Below are 16756 nucleotides of genomic sequence, written 5' to 3'. Positions count from 1 at the left end.
GCGTCGCCCGCGCACTGGAAGAATTCACCGTCGAGGGCATGGCCACCGCCCTCCCCTTCCACCGCACGGTCGTCAAAGACCCCGCGTTCGCACCCGAGCTGACCGGCTCCACCGCACCGTTCCAGGTCCACACCCGCTGGATCGAGACCGAGTTCGTCAACGACATCAAGCCGTTCGCCGCACCCGGCACCGACGAGACCGAGCCCGACACCCGCGAGACGGTCGTCGTCGAGGTCGGCGGCAAGCGCCTGGAAGTCTCGCTGCCGTCCTCCCTGAGCATGCCCCTGGCCCGCGCCGCGGTCGCCGGCGGCGCCAAGCCCAAGCGCACGGCCGCCAAGAAGTCCGGCTCCGCCGCCTCCGGCGACACCCTCGCCTCCCCCATGCAGGGCACCATCGTCAAGGTCGCCGTCGAGGAAGGCCAGCAGGTCGCCGAAGGCGACCTCGTCGTCGTCCTCGAAGCGATGAAGATGGAACAGCCCATCACCGCCCACAAGGCCGGCACGATCGTGGGCCTGACCGCCGGAGCCGGCGCGTCCGTCACCGCCGGGTCCCCGATCTGCGACGTCAAGGAGTAGACCGTGACCGACCTCGTCTGCCCGCCGTCGGGCTTCCCTCCGGTCCCGCCCCTAGGCGCCCCGCCCTTCGCCCCCGTACGCCAGGTCGTCGTGCAGGCCGACGGCGTCCGGCTCTCCGGACTGCACTGCGCTCCCGTCTCCGGGCCGCCCCGCGCCATGGTCGTGGCGCTGCACGGCGCCGGAATGCGCGCCGGGTACTTCCACGGCCCCGCCCACCCCGGCCTCTCCCTGCTCACCCTGGGCGCCGAGCTCGGCTTCTCCGTCCTGGCGCTGGACCGCCCCGGCTACGGCCTGTCCGCCGCCGCCTTCCCCGACGGGCTGTCCCTGCCCGAACAGTCCGCCGTCCTCCGCAGCGCGCTCGACGCCATCCGCCGCCGGTACACGACCGGGGCCGGCGTGTTCCTGCTCGCGCACTCCTTCGGCGGCAAACTGGCCCTCACCCACGCCGCGGAACACCCCGCCGACGGCCTCCTCGGCGTGGACGTCTCGGGTTGCGGCCACCGCTACGCCCCCGGCGCCGAGAAGGCCCTCCGTGGCCGCGACGGCCGCGCGGCCTGGCAGTTCCACTGGGGTCCGCTCCGCCTCTATCCCGCCCGCACCCACACCACCAGCCGCGACCTGGTGACGCCGATGCCCGCACGGGAGACGGCGGACGCCCTGAGCTGGCCCGAAGCCTTCCTGCGGCTCGCCCCGCGCATCCGCGTCCCGGTCCGTCTCACCTTCGCCGAGCACGAACGCTGGTGGTGCCACGACGCACGGGCGGTGGACGAGATACGCGGCGCACTGGCCGGCGCGCCCGTCCAGGTGGAGCGTCAGCCCGACGCCGGCCACAACCTCAGCCTCGGGTGGGCCGCCCGCACGTACCACCTGCGGGCCCTCGACGGTTTCGCCACGCACCTGGCACAGCACTCCCCGCGCACCGCACACGGCGTACCGAACGCCCCGCAGCCCGTCCCGTACCCGTGATCGCGTCCCTGCTTCCTCCCACGGTCCGCGCCGCCGAAGTCCTCGCCGCCCCCGGCCACGCCTCTGGCCTCCCGGGCTCTGCCCTCGGTGCCGAGCAGGAAGACCCCAGCGCCGTCCTGCACCCCGAGGAACTCGCGCACCTCCAGCACGCCGTCGCCAAACGCCGCCGCGAATTCGCCCTGGTCCGGGCCTGCGCCCGCCGTGCCCTGCACGCGCTCGGCGCCCCACCGGCCCCGGTACTGCCCGGGCCGCACGGAGCCCCCCAGTGGCCCGCAGGCATCGTGGGCAGCATGACCCACCGCCAGGGCTACTGCGCAGCCGCCCTGGCGCACAGCGCCGACCTCCTGTCCCTGGGCATCGACGCCGAGCCCAACGAGCCCCTGTCCCCCGCTGTCCTGCGCGCCTTCGCCCTGCCCGAGGAACGCGACAGCCTCCGCCCCTGCCCCCACCACCCCGGTGTGCACCACGACCGTCTCCTCTTCAGCGCGAAGGAGTCGGTCTACAAGGCGTGGTTCCCCCTGACCCACCGCCCGCTACGGCCCCAGCACCTCCAGGTCCGCCTCCACTGCCCTTCCGCAAGGACCGCCTCGTCCACCGGCATCCCACCCCACACAGGCACCTTCCACGCCCGCCCCCTGCCCACGACGGACCCGGTACCCGACGCCCCGGCCCCACCCCGTCTCTTCACCGGCAGCTGGCTGGCACACCACAACCTCATCCTCACCGCAGTCACCGTCCCACACCCCACCACTCCGGCCTCGACGGCCACGAAGCCCTTGTGACGCGCGGGCACTGCGCCGCCGGCACGGGCCCAACCGCTCACAGCGGTAAGGGCGGCAAGAACTGGAACAAACCACAGGCCACCAGCAGCTTGTTGCAACGAGTAAGGGCGCGGCCGAGTCAGCAGCCGCGCCCCCTCGTACCGGAACCGGTAGGCCGGTCAGTCGCGCTGGGTGTTCGCCGGGAGGGCGCGCAGCTTCATCGTCTTGGACTTGGGGGTGCCGAAGCCGTGGTCGAGCAGCTTGGCGGCGTCGGCGTAGCGGTCCTTGCTGTTGAGGACGGTGCCGTAGAGGGTCTTGTCGCCGCGGGTGGCGGCGAAGACCAGGCAGTCGCCGGCCGGGGTGGTGGTGCCGGTCTTGATGCCGATGACGCCGTCGTAGGAGCCGAGCAGCTGGTTGGTGTTGTTCCAGGTGTAGTAGCGGGTGCGGCCGTTGGCCGCGGGTGCCTCACCCTTGTACTGCTTGGTCTTGACGACCGTGCGGAAGGTCTCGTTCCGCATGGCGTGGCGGGCGAGCTCGACCAGCTCCCTGGGGGTGCTGGCGTCGGTGCCCGCCCCGTCGAAGGAGGTGAACTTGGTGTGGTCGAGTCCGAGTTCGCCGGCCTTCTGGTTCATCTGGGCGATGAAGGAGGCGGTGCGCTCGTCGTTGGTGCTGCCGGTGCCGAAGGTGTCGGCGAGGGCGTAGGCGGCGTCCGCGCCGGAGGGCAGCAGGGCGGCGTAGAGCAACTGGCGGACGGTGAGCTTGTCGCCGGTCTGGAGGTCCGCGGTGCTGGAGCCGTGCTGGGTGACGAAGTCCCGGTACTCCTGCTTGACGGGGACCCGCCGCTCCAGGTCGACGCCCTTGGTGTCGAGCACCACGGAGGCGGCCATGATCTTCGCCGTACTGGCGATGGGGCGGACCGTGTCCGCCTCCTTGCCGAAGAGGGACCTGCCGGACGCGCCGTCGACCAGGCTCGCACCCTTGGCCGCGATGACGGGTGCGGTCTGAGTGGGCCGCGGGGTCTGGAAGGTGTGGGCGGCGGGTGCGTTCTGCGTGGGGGGTGTGACCTGAGCGGCCTGCGCGGTCAGGGGGGAGAGGGCGAGCAGGGCGCCGCCTGCGACGGCCGCCACTCGCGAAGTCAGGACTCGGGCAGTCAAGTTGGAACGCTCCATAACTGTCGTGCTGCTGGTCGAACTGTGTTCCCGTGCGGGACGAGCCTGCAGAGGATGCCCTCTACATCCAACTCCATGACCGGGGTTACGTCATCGCCGGGCCGGTCCCTGCCACCGCGCCGGGCGCGCGACTTGCGGAAGTAAGACGGCGGTTTGCCGGATACCGCCGGTCTGTGCCGGATTGCCCCTGAGGTGTCGGAGGATTGGGGTTGGGTCCGAATCCGGGGAGGCGTAGGAAGGCGTAGGCAAGGCGTAGGAGTGGCGTCGTGGGGGGCGCTGCGTAGGTCGGGGGCGGTGTCCGCGAAGGGGGCGTCGCGAGGGGGGAGGTCCATGATGCGCGTCGTCCTCGGGGAAGACCTGTTCCTCCTGCGGGAGGGCATGGAACACCTGCTGACCGCCCACGGCTGCACGGTCGTCGCCTCCGTCGGCAGCGCCCCGGAGCTGTTGCGCGCCCTGCTCGACGAGCGGCCCGACGTGGCCGTCGTGGACGTACGGCTACCGCCGGCCTTCTCGGACGAGGGCATCCAGGTCGCACTGGAGGCCCGCCGCCGCGTCCCCGGCCTGCCCGTCCTGGTCCTCTCGCAGTACGTGGAGCAGTTGTACGCCCGTGAACTGCTCGCGGACGGCGCGGGAGCGGTCGGCTACCTCCTCAAGGACCGGGTGCTCGACAGCCGCCAGTTCCTCGACGCGGTGCGCCGCGTCGCGGGCGGCGGTACGGCCATGGACCCCGCGGTCGTCGAGCGGCTGCTGCGCAACGGGCCGCGCCGCGAGCCGCTGGACCTCCTCACCCGGCGCGAGCTGGAGGTACTGGGTCTGATGGCCGAAGGCAGGTCGAACGCCGCCATCGCCGATGCGCTGTTCGTCACGGGCAAGGCCATCGACAAACACATCAACAGCATCTTCACCAAGCTTCAGCTGCTGCCGTCCAAGGACGACAACCGCCGGGTGCAGGCGGTCCTGGCGTATCTGACCTACGTGCATCACGACCATGACGACCACCACGCCCCGGCCCGGCCGGCGGTGGCCGCCGCCGCGGTCACCGCGCGGAAGTAGGGCCAGCACCACTGACTACCTGCGCCGCGCGTCGGACGATGGACGCGTGAGGGACGAGTAAGGGATGCGGGTGCGGATGCGAATCCGTATGCGTACGACGCCGCGCACGCCCCGCACCGGGCGCCCGACCCCGGGCCCCGGGCCGGGCACGCGCACCGACACGGAGACGAGTGAGATGGCCGAAGGTCCAGGTCCGGGCAGCGACGTTCAGGATGTGCGCCAGGGACGCAACTGGTTCACCGCCGGCTGGTCGGCCATGGGGCGCGGCCTGAGCATGTTCTTCCTCGGTGTGCTCGCCGTCGTCCTCGCCTGGGTCGCCCTCGCCGGGATGTCCCTGGTGCTGCTCGGGTTCGGCCTGTTCCTCGTGCCGGGCCTGGTCGCGGCCCTGCGCCGGGCCGCGGGCGCGCAGCGGCGCCTGACCGGGAAGACGGGGGTGCCGATCGCCGAGCCGTACCGGCCCGCGCCCCGTGCGGAGAGCGGCTGGAAGGGTGCTCGGCGCCGCTGCGAAGCGGTCTTCACCGACAGCGCCACCTGGCGCGACGTGCTGTGGGCGCAGTGTGCCGTCACCGTGACGGGCCTCCTCGCGATCGTCCCGTTCGGAATGCTCGCGCACGGCCTGTTCGGGATGGCGCTGCCGTTCGTCTGGGAGCCGGTGACCGGGGCCTGGGACGGCACCTGGTACCTGTTCGTGCCCGTACGCGGCCAGGAGAGCGCCTGGATCGCCGCCGGCCTCGGCCTGGCCGAGATCCCCGTCGGCCTGCTGATCGCCCCGTACGTGCTGCGCCTGCACGCCCGCATCACGCGCTCCCTGCTGGCGCCGACCGCCAAGGCCGAGATGGGCCTGCGGGTGGAGCATCTGGCCCGCACCCGCACCGATGCCGTCGACTCGTCCGCGGCCGAGATCCGCCGCATCGAGCGCGACCTGCACGACGGGGCGCAGGCCCGGCTGCTGGCCATGGGCATGAAGCTGAGCGCCGCCGAATCGCTCCTGGACGAGAACCCCGAGGCCGTCCGTACGCTGCTGGCCGAGACCCGCGACGCCTCCATACGCGCGCTGGAGGAACTGCGCGACCTCGTCCGCGGCATCCACCCTCCGGTACTGGCCGACCGCGGCCTGGTGGACGCCGTCCGCTCACTCGCCCTGGAGAGCCGCCTCCAGGTCCGGGTGACCGCGGACCTGCCGTCCCGTCCGGAGCCTGCTGTGGAGTCCGCCGCCTACTTCGCCGTCTGCGAGCTGCTGACCAACGCCACCAAGCACTCCGGCGCGCAGCGGGTGCTGATCGACATCCAGTACCGCTCCGGCGCGCTCGCCGTAGGCGTCACCGACGACGGCAACGGCGGCGCGGGTCCGGAGCACGGCAGCGGCCTCCAGGGCATCCAGCGGCGGCTGGCCGCCTTCGACGGCACCCTCGGCATCAGCAGTCCGGCGGGCGGCCCGACGATCGTCAGCTTCCAGGTGCCCTGCGCGTTGACGGTCATGTCCTGAGCCTGTGCCCCGCCGGTGTGCCGAGGCGGAGGGAACAGCCGTACGTCACGCGCCTCGGCGCACGTAACCGGCCGTCGGATTCCGGGCACTTGCGACGCCACAGCTCCTTGTCCTTACCTGAGACGTGACCGAACAGGAGACCCTTGTGACCACGCACCGCCCCGCAGTCCGGCCCGGCACCCGCGCCGATGTACCCCGCGTCCTGCGCACGCTGGACCGCGCGTTCGCCGACTACCCCTTCACCCGGCACACCATCGCGGCCGACCACCACGCCGCCCGCCTGCACCGCTTCAACGAACTGTTCGTCACCCGGATCGGGCTGGACCACGGCCGGGTGTGGGTGGCCGACGACGGCGACGCGGTGGCCGTGTGGACCACCCCGGAGACCTCGGCGGCGGGCGATGTCTTCGCCGAGCTGGGCCCACGCTTCGCGGAGATCGCCGGGGACCGTGCCGAAGCGTCCGCGCGGGCCGAGGCCGCCATGAGCGGACACCGGCCCGGCGAACCCGTGTGGTTCCTCGGCTCGGTGGGCGTCCACCCCGGGTGCCAGGGCCGTGGTCTGGGCAGCGCGGTGATCCGCCCGGGACTCGAAGCCGCCGAGGCGGCGGGAGTGCCCGCCTTCCTGGAGACCTCCGACGAACGCAACGTGCGCTTCTACGAACACCTCGGATTCGAGGTCACCGCCGAGTGCTCGCTCCCCGACGGCGGCCCTCGCGCCTGGGCGATGACGCGTAAGACGGTGGCCTGACCGGGAGTTCGCCCTCGCTCGCGGCTGTGCGGCGGCTTTTCAGCGGGCGTTGGAATGCCCGTCGCGGCAAAAACGTTCAGGGGGCATCCACTTGCACCCACCGGAGGCCGCACGCATGCCGCAGACGACGGAACAGCGCGCCGGGGAACCGGCGCCCACCGCCGCGCATCCCCTGCCCGACCCCACCGAAGCAGCCCTTGACGCACCCGACGGGGCCCGGCGGACCGGAAGCGGCGCCGTCGTCCCCGTACTCGCCTTCGCCGGCATCGTCGTCGCCGTCATGCAGACGATGCTCGTACCGGTCATCAAGGACCTGCCGGCCCTCCTGGCCACCGCCCCGGGCAACGCCACCTGGGTGATGACGGCGACGCTGCTCACCGGCGCCGTCGCCACCCCCGTCATGGGCCGGCTCGGTGACCTGTACGGCAAGCGGCGGATGCTGCTGACGAGCTTGGCGTTCATGGTCCTCGGCTCGCTGATCTGCGGCTTTACGGTTGACATGGCCACGATGCTGGTGGGCAGGTCGCTCCAGGGCTTCGCCATGGGCGCCATCCCGCTCGGCATCGGCATCATGCGCGACGCGCTGCCCCGGGAACGCCTCGGCTCGGCCATGGCGCTGATGAGTTCGTCCATCGGCGTCGGCGGCGGCCTCGCGCTGCCCGCCGCGTCCCTGGTCGCCCAGCAGACCGACTGGCACGCGCTGTTCTTCGGCGCCGCGGGACTGGGCGTGCTGGCCATGCTGCTCAGCGTGGCCTTCGTACCCGAGACCTCCGTACGGGCCACCGGCCGGTTCGACGTGCTCGGCGCCATCGGGCTGACCGGTGGCCTCGTCTGCCTGCTGCTGCCGATCACCAAGGGCAGTGACTGGGGCTGGGGTTCGCCCACCACCCTCGGGCTCTTCGGCGGCGCGGTCGCCCTCCTGCTCCTGTGGGGCCTCTACGAACTCCGCGTCGCCGCCCCGCTGGTGGACCTGCGCACCACCGCCCGCCGCGAGGTCCTGCTCACCAACCTCACGTCCATCATGGTCGGTGTCGCCTTCTACGCGATCTCCCTCGTCCTGCCGCAGCTCCTCCAGCTCCCGGCGTCCACCGGGTACGGCCTGGGCCAGTCGATGGTGGTGGCGGGCCTGTGCGTGGCCCCGCTCGGCCTGACGATGATGCTCACCGCCCCCGTGTACGCGCGGATCTCCGCCCGGCGCGGCCCCAAGGCCACCCTCATGCTCGGCATGCTGGTCATCGCCGTCGGGTACGGCGCCGGGCTCGGCCTGATGAGCGCCGCCTGGCAGACCGTGATCATCTCGGTGGTCGTCGGCGCGGGCATCGGCCTGGCGTACTCCTCACTGCCCGCCCTGATCGTGGGTGCCGTCGACCCGTCGGAGACCAGCGCCGCCAACGGCCTCAACACCCTGATGCGCTCGATCGGCACGTCCGTGTCGAGCGCCGTCATCGGCATGGTGCTGGCCCGCATGTCCGCCCCGGCGGGGACGGGTTCGGTGCCGACCCTGGTGGGGTTCCGCACCTCGTTCGCCATCGCCACCGGCGCGGTCGCCGTCGGGCTCGTCCTGGCGGCGTTCCTGCCGTCCCAGCGCACGGCGTCCCGCCCGCAGTTGCTGGCGCGCGGCGGGGAGGAGAGCGGGGACTTCGAACTGGTCGCGCCGGGCGGCGGGAAGGGCTACGGGGAGGGCGGCGTCTCGGACGGCGGGCGACGGACGGATCCCGCGGGCGCCACCACGCCCGCGTCGACCCTCGTCACCCCGCCCAGGTCCGGCTCCCACCGCATCCACGGCACCCTGCTCGGAGGCGCCGACGGCACCCCGCTCGACGGCGGACGCGTCGTCCTCACCGACGCGCACGGCGCGGTCGTGGCCACCACGACGGCCGATGCGCAGGGCGGTTGGGAACTGACCGGGCTCCCGCCCGGGAACGTCACCCTGGTACTGAGCGCCGCGGGTCACCGCCCGCTCGCACGCTCGCTCATGTCTCCCGGCACACCCGCACGTCAGGATGCCCGGCTCTACCCGGCGGCCGCGGTCCGCGGCACCGTACGGGACCCGCACGGACGTCCGCTGCCGGACGCCGCCGTCACTCTTCAGGATCAGGGCGGTTCACCCGCCGTCCACTCCGTGACCGGTCCGGACGGCACCTTCGCCTTCACCGGTCTCGCTGGCGGCGCCTACACGCTGACGGCCGCCGGCTGCCCGCCGCACGCCCAGCGGGTCACGCTCGCCGCCGGTGACCGGGAACGCCGCCTCGATCTCGACCTCACCCACGAGGCTGCCAGGAGGCCGCTTCCGTAAGCCGGTCGGGGCCGGAGGGGCTGCTGCCGGTATCCGGTGCGTCCGTTGTCACCTGCGCCGTACGGCTCCGGGGCCCAGCGGCTCCAGGACTCACTGGCGCCAGGACTCACGGGCTCACGCGGTTGCGGCTCAGGCCCGCGCCCGGTACGGATCGGGCCCGCGCTCGGCACGGCCCGGAACGCCCGGCTCGGAACGCCCGGCTCGGCCCGCGCGTACTCCGTACGGCTCAGGCCGGGCAGAGGACGCGCTCGGGCCGACGGGCGGCGGGCACCGCGCCGCGGGGCGACGGCACCGCGGCGGCACGGGCCGGCGGCGCGCCCACGGGAGCGCTGTAGGGGGCCGGGTGCGACGCCGCGTACGGGGCGTCGAAGGCGTCGGCCTGCACGCAACGGGAGCTGGGTGCCGCGCCGTGCGCCTCGGCACGGATGCGCTGCTTCATCGTCGGCGGCAGGGTCCGCCCGTACATCGTCCGGGGCGTGGCGAACAGTGGCGCGGTGCCCGGGTACCCGAAGTCGGGCTCGGCGTGCGGGCTTCGGGCCGCGTCCGGTGCCGGGCGCGACGCCGCGTGCGTCCTGCTGCCGGGCGGCGCGGTCGCCTCCCTCGCCCCGGGCGCGCGCCCGGCCCCGTCGGCGGCGGGCGCGGCGGCCGTGCCGCGCGTCTCCCCCTCGGCGGGGGCGGGGATCGTGGCGAAGGCCACGGAGGAGGCCGCGGCGGGGGTGCGGAACCCCAGTGCGGCGAGGAACTTGACGATGACGACGAGGAAGGCGGTCCAGAGTTTCGTGACCTTGGTGGCGGCCATGATCCCTCTCTTCTCTGCTCGGTCCTGCGGTGGTTCCGGGCCGTCGGGCTGCGCCGCGGTGCGGCGGTGGCACAGCGCCGCTGAGACGCTTGTCCCGATGACCGATTTGCGTACTTTCCTCATGATGTGTAGACGCCGCCGGAACACGAGCACCGGCCGCCGCGATTCGCCGTTCTTCGGATGAACACCACCCGGTCGGCCGAACCCGGCTCGCGCCGCCCCATCGCCCCGTGCCCACCGCGCCGCGCCCGCTTCCCTCTCCGCGCCCTCCGTTGGGGTGGCAGCGGCCGAGGCGCCGTGTGGTGGTCACCCGGCATTCACCGTGGGCTGGTGGGCTTCGCAGCGTCGGCATCCGGCCGGCGTACGAAGAGGAGAGCTCATGCGAAGACTGCGCCTGTCCCGCCGCAGCGTCATCACCGGTGCCGCCGTGGTGCTCGCCACCGCCGCGGCCGTACCCGCGGGAGCCGTCGCGTTCGGGTCAGCGGACCAGGCGGAGCGGGCGGTCCGGGGCGGAGCGGCGAAGAACGTCATCCTGCTGATCGGCGACGGGATGGGCGACAGCGAGATCACCCTCGCCCGGGACTACACCGTGGGGGCCGCGGGGCGGCTGAACATGGACAAGTTCCCGATGACCGGCACGTACACCACGTACGCCGTCGACAAGCGGAAGAAGCCGGACTACGTCACCGACTCCGCGGCCAGCGGCAGCGGCTGGGCCACCGGCCACAAGACGGTCAACGGCCGGATCTCCAAGACGCCGGACACCGACAAGGCGCTGCCGACGATCCTGGAGCTGGCGCAGAAGAACGGTTACGCCACCGGCTCCGTCACCACCGCCGAGCTGACCGACGCCACCCCGGCCGTGCTCGCCTCGCACGCCACCGACCGTAGCTGCCAGGGCCCGGCCGACATGGCCAAGTGCCCCACCGACAGGATCAGCAAGGGCGGCCCCGGCTCGATCGCCGAGCAGAGCGTCAACCACAAGGTGGACGTGCTCCTCGGCGGCGGCAAGCAGCGCTTCGACCAGAAGATCACCGAAGGCCCGTACAAGGGTCTGACGGTGGCCGAGCAGGCCCGCAAGCTGGGCTACCAGGTCGTCACCGACCGCGACGCGCTCAAGCGGGTCGAGAGCGTCGCGCACGGCAAGCCGGTGCTCGGCCTCTTCGCGCCGGGCAACGTGCCCGTGGAGTGGACCGGCAAGCCCGCCGCCGTCGGCGGCACCGACCCGCAGCGCTGCACCACCGGCAACCCGCAGCGGTCCAAGGGCACGCCCGCCCTGGACGAGCAGGCGGCCAAGGCGATCCAGTTGCTGGAGAAGAAGCAGCGGGCGCAGCGCGGCCACGGCCGGGACAAGGGCTTCTTCCTCCAGGTCGAGGGTGCCTCGATCGACAAGCAGGACCACGCGGCCGACCCCTGCGGGCAGATCGGCGAGACCGCGGCGTTCGACCGCGCGGTGAAGGTGGCGCGGGACTACGCCGCCAAGCACCCCGACACCCTCGTCGTCACCACCGCCGACCACGGCCACTCCAGCCAGATCGTGCCGCTGGACGCCAACCCGCCCGGCCTCTCCTCGACGCTCGTCACCGACGAGGGCGGCAAGCTGAAGGTCAACTACTCGACGAACACGCCGGGCAAGTCGCAGGAGCACACCGGTACGCAGGTCCGGATCGCCGCGCAGGGCCCGCAGGCGTACCGCGTCCTCGGTGTCACCGACCAGACGCAGCTCTTCAGCACCCTTCGCACCGCGCTGCGGCTGCGCTGACGGGCAGACAGCGGGCCGAGGCCACCTGAATCTCCCGGGGGGCTGCACGGGGAACGGGGGAGCGGGGGAATGCGCAGGGCCGGGGCCGATGCCCCGGCCCTCCGCACGTTCAGGGCCGTACCGGTCCGCACCCCCACCCTGGCGCGCCAGAATCTACAAGGCTGTAGATTTTGCTTGCGCATTACTCGACCAGCAGTGATGCGCGGCACCACGCGGGAACGACAAGGAGATCCACATGGCTCTGTGGGACCGGATCAAGGATTCCGCCCAGACGATGCAGACCCAGCTCGTCGCGAAGAAGAACGAACTGAAGAGCGGCGCCTTCCGGGACGCGAGCATGGCGATGTGCGCGCTCGTCGCCGCCGCCGACGGACACGTCGACCCCTCCGAACGGCAGCGGGTGGCCCAGCTCATCGCCACCAACGAGGTGCTGCAGAACTTCGCCGCCGACGATCTGCGCCGCCGCTTCGACACCTACCTGGACAAGCTGACCGCCGACTTCGACTTCGGCAAGGTCGGCCTCATGCAGGAGATCGGCAAGGTGAAGAAGAAGCCGGTCGAGGCGCGCGCCGTCATCCAGATCGGCATCGTCATCGGCGGCGCCGACGGCGACTTCGACAAGACCGAGCAGGCCGTCGTGCGCGAGGTCTGCTACGCGCTGGACATCCCGCCGGCCGAGTTCGACCTCTGACCGGACCGCGTCGTACGACGGGCGGGCCCGCGGCACATGCGCCGCGGGCCCGCCGTCGTACCGCTCCCGTCCGGGCCCGGGTCAGACGTTGACGCCGAAGTCCGCCGCGATGCCGGCCAGTCCGGACGCGTAGCCCTGGCCGACGGCGCGGAACTTCCACTCCGTGCCGTGCCGGTACAGCTCGCCGAAGACCATGGCGGTCTCGGTGGAGGCGTCCTCGGTCAGGTCGTAGCGGGCCAGCTCGGCGCCGTCCGCCTGGTTGACGACGCGGATGAACGCGTTGCGGACCTGGCCGAAGCTCTGGCCGCGGGACTGCGCGTCGTGGATGGACACCGGGAAGACGATCTTGGAGACCTCGGCGGGCACGCCCGCCAGGTTCACGTTGACGGACTCGTCGTCGCCCTCGCCCTCACCGGTCAGGTTGTCGCCGGTGTGCTGGACCGAGCCGTCCGGGCTGGTGAGGTTGTTGTAGAAGACGAAGTGCCGGTCCGAGACGACCTTGCCCGACTCGTTGCACAGCAGGGCGCTCGCGTCGAGGTCGTAGTCGGCACCGGTGGTCGTACGGACGTCCCAGCCGAGGCCCACCGTCACGGCGGTCAGGCCGGGCGCCTCCTTCGACAGCGAGACGTTGCCGCCCTTGGCCAGCGAGACTCCCATGGATGTTCCTCCCGGGTCGGGGTGTGGCCTCCCCTGTGCGGCGGGCCACAAAATCTACAGTGCTGTAGAAGATGACGAACGGGGAGCGGGACGCGTTCCCGCGCTGCTCAGTAGGATGCGGCGACGCCCCCGCCGCGCGGGGCATGCGGTACGAACGGGAGGCGACGGCGATGAACGGGGACCCCTCCGACGGCCGTACAGGCAGGTTCGGCGGCCATACGGGCGGACCCGGCGGCCGTACGGACGGATGCGACGCCCACCCGGACGGCCGCGACCGCGCGCGCCGCCGGGGCCAGGGCGAGCTGGAGGCGCAGGTGCTCGCCGCGCTGCACCAGGCGCCCGGCGCGGCCACCGCCGCCTGGGTGCAGGACCACCTCGGCGGCGACCTCGCGTACACGACGGTGATGACGATCCTCTCCCGTCTGCACGCCAAGAAGGCCGTCACCCGTGAACGCGCCGGCCGCTCCTACGTGTGGACCCCGGCCGCCGACGAGGCCGGGCTCGCCGCGCTGCGGATGCGCCGCGTCCTGGACAGCGAGTCCGACCGGGACGCCGTCCTGGCCAGCTTCGTCTCGGCGCTCTCCGCCCAGGACGAACAGTTGCTGCGCACCCTGCTGGAGCGCGCCACCGGCGAGGACCCCGGCCACGACGCCACCGGGCCCGGACCCGGACCCGGCCCGGACCGTCCCCCGCACGGAGACTGAACTGACCCATGGGCGTCTTCGTCTTCCTCCCGCTCGTCCTGCCGCTGACCGCGCTGCCGATCGCCCGCCTCGCCGGGCAGCATCTGCACCCGCGCAGCACCACCCGCCTGCTGACCGCCCTGTCCGTGGTCCTCGGCGTGTGCAGCACGTTGTGCCTGGGGCTGCTGATGGTGGTGGGCACCGCCCAGCTCCCCGGCAACCCGCTGCCCGACGGATGGTCCGACCCGGAGGTGCGCGCGGCGGTGCCGTTCGCCGAGGTGGCCGGTACGGCGGCGATCGCCGCGCTCGCCGCCGTCCTGACGGCCGGCGGTACCGAACTGCGCCGCCACTACCGCGTCCGCTCCCGTACGCACCGCGCGCTGGACGGCCTGCCGTCCGCCACGGAACTGGCGGTCCTGCCCGACGACTCCCCGTACGCCTACGCCGTCCCCGGCCTGCCCGCGCGCCCGGGCAGACCCGCGCGGGCCGGCCGGATCGCGGTCTCCCGCGGCATGCTGCGCAGCCTGGACAGCGACGAGCGCCGCGCCCTCCTCGCCCACGAGCGAGCCCACCTGACGGAGCGCCACCACCGCTTCCAGCTCGCCGTACGGCTGGCGGGCTGTGCGAATCCGCTGCTGCGGCCGCTGCGTACGGCGGTCGCCTTCAGCGCCGAGCGCTGGGCCGACGAGGAAGCGGCGCGGGCCGTGGGCGACCGGCGGCTGACCGCGCGGGCCGTCGGCAAGGCCGCGCTCGTCTCCCGGCCCACGCCAGGGCCCGCGCTGGCGGGCTTCGCCACCCCGGAACCGGGCCCCGTACCGCGCCGGGTGGCGGCCCTCCTGGGCCCGGTGCCCCCGGCCCGCAGTTGGCCGCCGGCTCTCACCCCGGCGGGCCTCGCCGCCCTGGTCGCGGCCGCCGGCACCGCCGCTTCGGCGCTCTCCGCACTGAACGCGGCGGTCGCCCTCTTCCTCGTCCTCAAGGCGGCCACCCCGCTCTGACGCCCCGTCCACCGGCCTCCGCCGACCCGTCCCACCCCCCTTTCCGCCCCACCCCTGTGTGATTCGCCCCACACCCACTCTCTTCTACAGTCCTGTAGAGCCGGACTGTAGAGTGCGCCGGAACATGCGCAACCGACGTGGTGGCAGGGGGAGATGACGACGAGGTCCGGGCCCTCGCCGGGAGGCGGTCCCCCTCCGGAGGCGGAGGTGCAGTGGGTCTACCAGCCGGTGGAGCTGCAACACCCCGACGGCGGGTGGGAATTGGGCCGCATCACCGCCTGGTGGCGGGACGGGGCAGGCGAACTGTGGTGCAGGTTGCGTACGATGCGCGGCAGCGGCGGCAGTTGCCCGCAGTGGTTTCCGTACGACCCCGACCGGATTCTCGTTCTGCCGAGCGCGGGCATCTGACGCACCAGAAGGACCATAGAGCGTGCAAGACAGGCACCGGCCCCGGCGGGGCGCACCCTCCGGCCAGACCGGCACTTCCGTCACCTCCGGCCCCGCGGGCCGGAGCGGCTCCTCGGGCCGCAGCGGCTCCGCGGGCCGCACCGGCCCCGCCGGGGGCTCCCGCCGGGCCGCCCGTGCGGGCTCCGGCGGCTCCCGCCGGGCCGCCGGCTCCGGCCGCGGGCGCAGGCCCGGCAAGGCCCGGATGACCCGGCGCGGGCGCATCCTCGCCTGGACCGGTGGCATCATCGGCGTCCTGCTGCTGATCACGGCCGGGGTGGGCGGCTGGGTCTACTTCAAGCTGGACGGCAACATCCACGGCGCGGACGTCGGCAGCCGGCTCGGCGGCGACCGCCCCGCCAACCTCAGCCCCGGCTCCAAGAACATCCTCGTCGTCGGGTCGGACAGCCGTGCGGGCGCCAACGCCAAGTACGGCAAGAACCTGGAGACGATGCAGTCGGACACCCTGATGGTGCTGCACATCGCCGCCAACCGGGAGTGGGCCACCGCCGTCTCCTTCCCGCGGGACTCCTGGGTGTCCATCCCGTCCTGCGACAGCGGCAACGGCCGGAAGTCCAAGCCCCACCACTTCAAGATCAACGAAGCGTTCACCATCGGCGGCGAGAGCGGTGACGTCGCCAACGCGGCGGCCTGCACCATCAAGACCGTCGAGAAGAACACCGGGCTGCGCATCGACCACTTCGTCTCGGTCGACTTCCAGGGCTTCAAGGGCATGGTCAACGCCCTGGGGGGCATAAAGGTCTGCCCGAAGACCGCGATCCACGACAAGAAGGCCCACCTGGACATGGAGGCGGGCTGCCAGAACGTCCAGGACGAGAAGGCGCTCGGTTACGTCCGTACCCGCTACAGCGTCGGCGACGGCTCCGACCTCGGCCGGATCGGCCGCCAGCAGGAATTCATGAAGGCGCTCGGCGAGAAGGCGCAGTCCAAGCTGACCAGCCCCGGCGCGCTGTACGACTTCCTCGACTCGGCCACCAAGTCGATCACCACCGACAACGAGCTGGCGGGCGTCAAACCGCTGTCCGAGCTGGCCTCCACGGTCAAGGACATCCCCAGCGACCGGCTCACGTTCCTGACCGTGCCGAACTATCCGCGCGAGGCGGACGTGCCCACCGACAAGGCGAACGTGGTGTGGCAGTACCCGCAGGCCGGCGGCCTCTTCAGCGACCTGGCGCACGACAAGGAGGTCGACAAGGACAAGCTGGCCGCCGAAGGCAAGAAGCTCGTCACGGCGCGCTCGGTGAAGGTACGGGTCCTCAACGGCACGGGGAGGACCGGCTACGCGGCCGAGGTGGCGGCGGCCCTGCGCAAGATGGGCTTCACGGTCGTCTCCACCGACAACGCGCCCCCCGGCACCAGCGAGACGGCCATCACCTACCCCGCGTCGCTGGACGCGCAGGCCAAGGTCCTCTCCGCCCGGCTCGCGGGCGTCAAGACGGAGAAGTCGGCGGACGCGACGGCCGCCGGTCCTGGCGTGGTGACGCTGACGGTCGGGGAAGGGTTCAGCACGACGGGCTGACGGCTCCGGGGGGCGGCACGACGGGCCGGCCCCTCTGCGGCGTACGTCAGCGTCGCGCAGACGCCGGAGCGCCGGGCCGCCGGGCCGCGGGGACGGGGCCCCCCGGGCCCCGCCCCGCGGCGCCGACCGGG

Annotated in this window: 16 protein-coding genes; 13 read left to right on the top strand and 3 right to left on the bottom strand. The window is 72.8% G+C overall.

Annotated elements, in window-relative coordinates:
- The 3 genes from AB0A97_RS39235 to AB0A97_RS39225 all read left to right on the top strand — a co-directional run.
- Nucleotides 1-575: biotin/lipoyl-containing protein (locus tag AB0A97_RS39235; RefSeq protein WP_361160098.1), on the top strand; the 575-nt coding region annotated here is incomplete at its 5' end.
- 3 nt (nucleotides 576-578) lie between these two features.
- A complete protein-coding gene (locus tag AB0A97_RS39230) occupies nucleotides 579-1541 on the top strand; it encodes an alpha/beta fold hydrolase (RefSeq protein ID WP_361160095.1) in 963 nt (320 codons plus the stop codon).
- Entirely contained in the window at nucleotides 1538-2323 is a 786-nt protein-coding gene (locus AB0A97_RS39225; RefSeq protein ID WP_361160093.1) for a 4'-phosphopantetheinyl transferase superfamily protein, read from the top strand. The genes AB0A97_RS39230 and AB0A97_RS39225 overlap by 4 nt, the downstream gene beginning before the upstream one ends.
- Before the next feature lie 158 nt (nucleotides 2324-2481).
- On the opposite strand, the gene AB0A97_RS39220 is transcribed toward AB0A97_RS39225, so the two are convergent.
- Nucleotides 2482-3456 (bottom strand): serine hydrolase, encoded by a 975-nt coding sequence (locus AB0A97_RS39220; protein ID WP_361160091.1) that lies wholly within the window; start codon nucleotides 3454-3456, stop codon nucleotides 2482-2484.
- A gap of 348 nt (nucleotides 3457-3804) precedes the next feature.
- On the opposite strand from AB0A97_RS39220, the gene AB0A97_RS39215 reads away from it, so the two are divergent.
- The 4 genes from AB0A97_RS39215 (at nucleotide 3805) to AB0A97_RS39200 (ending at nucleotide 9054) form a co-directional block, all read left to right on the top strand.
- A complete protein-coding gene (locus tag AB0A97_RS39215; protein ID WP_361160115.1) occupies nucleotides 3805-4524 on the top strand; it encodes a response regulator transcription factor in 720 nt (239 codons plus the stop codon).
- A gap of 175 nt (nucleotides 4525-4699) precedes the next feature.
- Nucleotides 4700-6010: a sensor domain-containing protein gene (locus AB0A97_RS39210; RefSeq protein ID WP_361160088.1), complete on the top strand. Its 1311-nt coding sequence runs from the start codon at nucleotides 4700-4702 to the stop codon at nucleotides 6008-6010.
- Nucleotides 6011-6155: 145 nt separating this feature from the next.
- On the top strand, nucleotides 6156-6758 hold the full coding sequence (locus AB0A97_RS39205) for a GNAT family N-acetyltransferase (RefSeq protein ID WP_361160086.1): 603 nt from the start codon (nucleotides 6156-6158) through the stop codon (nucleotides 6756-6758).
- Between the two features lie 115 nt (nucleotides 6759-6873).
- The gene (locus AB0A97_RS39200) at nucleotides 6874-9054 is read left to right on the top strand and encodes an MFS transporter (RefSeq protein WP_361160084.1); all 2181 of its coding nucleotides are present in this window, start codon (nucleotides 6874-6876) and stop codon (nucleotides 9052-9054) included.
- Nucleotides 9055-9280: 226 nt separating this feature from the next.
- Here AB0A97_RS39200 and AB0A97_RS39195 read toward each other — a convergent pair whose 3' ends face one another.
- Complete coding sequence (locus AB0A97_RS39195; RefSeq protein WP_361160082.1) at nucleotides 9281-9853, bottom strand: DUF6344 domain-containing protein; 573 nt, start codon at nucleotides 9851-9853, stop codon at nucleotides 9281-9283.
- 379 nt (nucleotides 9854-10232) lie between these two features.
- Here AB0A97_RS39195 and AB0A97_RS39190 point away from each other — a divergent pair, with 379 nt between their 5' ends.
- Together AB0A97_RS39190 and AB0A97_RS39185 are read left to right on the top strand one after the other, a co-directional pair.
- Nucleotides 10233-11615: an alkaline phosphatase gene (locus AB0A97_RS39190; protein ID WP_361160080.1), complete on the top strand. Its 1383-nt coding sequence runs from the start codon at nucleotides 10233-10235 to the stop codon at nucleotides 11613-11615.
- A 235-nt stretch (nucleotides 11616-11850) separates the two neighbouring features.
- Entirely contained in the window at nucleotides 11851-12306 is a 456-nt protein-coding gene (locus AB0A97_RS39185) for a TerB family tellurite resistance protein (RefSeq protein WP_031005144.1), read from the top strand.
- Nucleotides 12307-12387: 81 nt separating this feature from the next.
- Here AB0A97_RS39185 and AB0A97_RS39180 read toward each other — a convergent pair whose 3' ends face one another.
- Complete coding sequence (locus tag AB0A97_RS39180) at nucleotides 12388-12963, bottom strand: TerD family protein (protein ID WP_073765654.1); 576 nt, start codon at nucleotides 12961-12963, stop codon at nucleotides 12388-12390.
- Between the two features lie 302 nt (nucleotides 12964-13265).
- On the opposite strand from AB0A97_RS39180, the gene AB0A97_RS39175 reads away from it, so the two are divergent.
- From AB0A97_RS39175 to AB0A97_RS39160, 4 genes are all read left to right on the top strand, one after another.
- Nucleotides 13266-13667: a BlaI/MecI/CopY family transcriptional regulator gene (locus AB0A97_RS39175; RefSeq protein ID WP_361160112.1), complete on the top strand. Its 402-nt coding sequence runs from the start codon at nucleotides 13266-13268 to the stop codon at nucleotides 13665-13667.
- Nucleotides 13668-13675: 8 nt separating this feature from the next.
- The gene (locus AB0A97_RS39170; RefSeq protein ID WP_361160078.1) at nucleotides 13676-14641 is read left to right on the top strand and encodes a M56 family metallopeptidase; all 966 of its coding nucleotides are present in this window, start codon (nucleotides 13676-13678) and stop codon (nucleotides 14639-14641) included.
- 153 nt (nucleotides 14642-14794) lie between these two features.
- A complete protein-coding gene (locus AB0A97_RS39165; protein ID WP_361160075.1) occupies nucleotides 14795-15049 on the top strand; it encodes a hypothetical protein in 255 nt (84 codons plus the stop codon).
- Between the two features lie 241 nt (nucleotides 15050-15290).
- Nucleotides 15291-16625 carry an LCP family protein gene (locus AB0A97_RS39160; RefSeq protein ID WP_361160109.1) on the top strand — a complete coding sequence of 445 codons (1335 nt, stop codon included), beginning with the start codon at nucleotides 15291-15293 and terminating at the stop codon, nucleotides 16623-16625.
- The last annotated feature ends 131 nt before the right edge of the window (nucleotides 16626-16756 follow it).

The organism is Streptomyces sp. NPDC045470, from assembly GCF_040646595.1.
Lineage (GTDB): Bacteria > Actinomycetota > Actinomycetes > Streptomycetales > Streptomycetaceae > Streptomyces.
Note: the sequence above shows the minus strand (reverse complement) of the source record. Positions and strands in the feature narration are given on the sequence as shown.

Excerpts from the sequence above, each read along its gene's own strand:
- AB0A97_RS39180 (WP_073765654.1), bottom strand. The coding sequence starts at position 12,963 with ATGGGAGTCTCGCTGGCCAAGGGCGGCAACGTCTCGCTGTCGAAGGAG.
- AB0A97_RS39210 (WP_361160088.1), top strand. The coding sequence starts at position 4,700 with ATGGCCGAAGGTCCAGGTCCGGGCAGCGACGTTCAGGATGTGCGCCAG.
- AB0A97_RS39170 (WP_361160078.1), top strand. The coding sequence starts at position 13,676 with ATGGGCGTCTTCGTCTTCCTCCCGCTCGTCCTGCCGCTGACCGCGCTG.
- AB0A97_RS39190 (WP_361160080.1), top strand. The coding sequence starts at position 10,233 with ATGCGAAGACTGCGCCTGTCCCGCCGCAGCGTCATCACCGGTGCCGCC.
- AB0A97_RS39195 (WP_361160082.1), bottom strand. The coding sequence starts at position 9,853 with ATGGCCGCCACCAAGGTCACGAAACTCTGGACCGCCTTCCTCGTCGTC.
- AB0A97_RS39215 (WP_361160115.1), top strand. The coding sequence starts at position 3,805 with ATGCGCGTCGTCCTCGGGGAAGACCTGTTCCTCCTGCGGGAGGGCATG.
- AB0A97_RS39165 (WP_361160075.1), top strand. The coding sequence starts at position 14,795 with ATGACGACGAGGTCCGGGCCCTCGCCGGGAGGCGGTCCCCCTCCGGAG.
- AB0A97_RS39185 (WP_031005144.1), top strand. The coding sequence starts at position 11,851 with ATGGCTCTGTGGGACCGGATCAAGGATTCCGCCCAGACGATGCAGACC.
- AB0A97_RS39200 (WP_361160084.1), top strand. The coding sequence starts at position 6,874 with ATGCCGCAGACGACGGAACAGCGCGCCGGGGAACCGGCGCCCACCGCC.
- AB0A97_RS39160 (WP_361160109.1), top strand. The coding sequence starts at position 15,291 with ATGACCCGGCGCGGGCGCATCCTCGCCTGGACCGGTGGCATCATCGGC.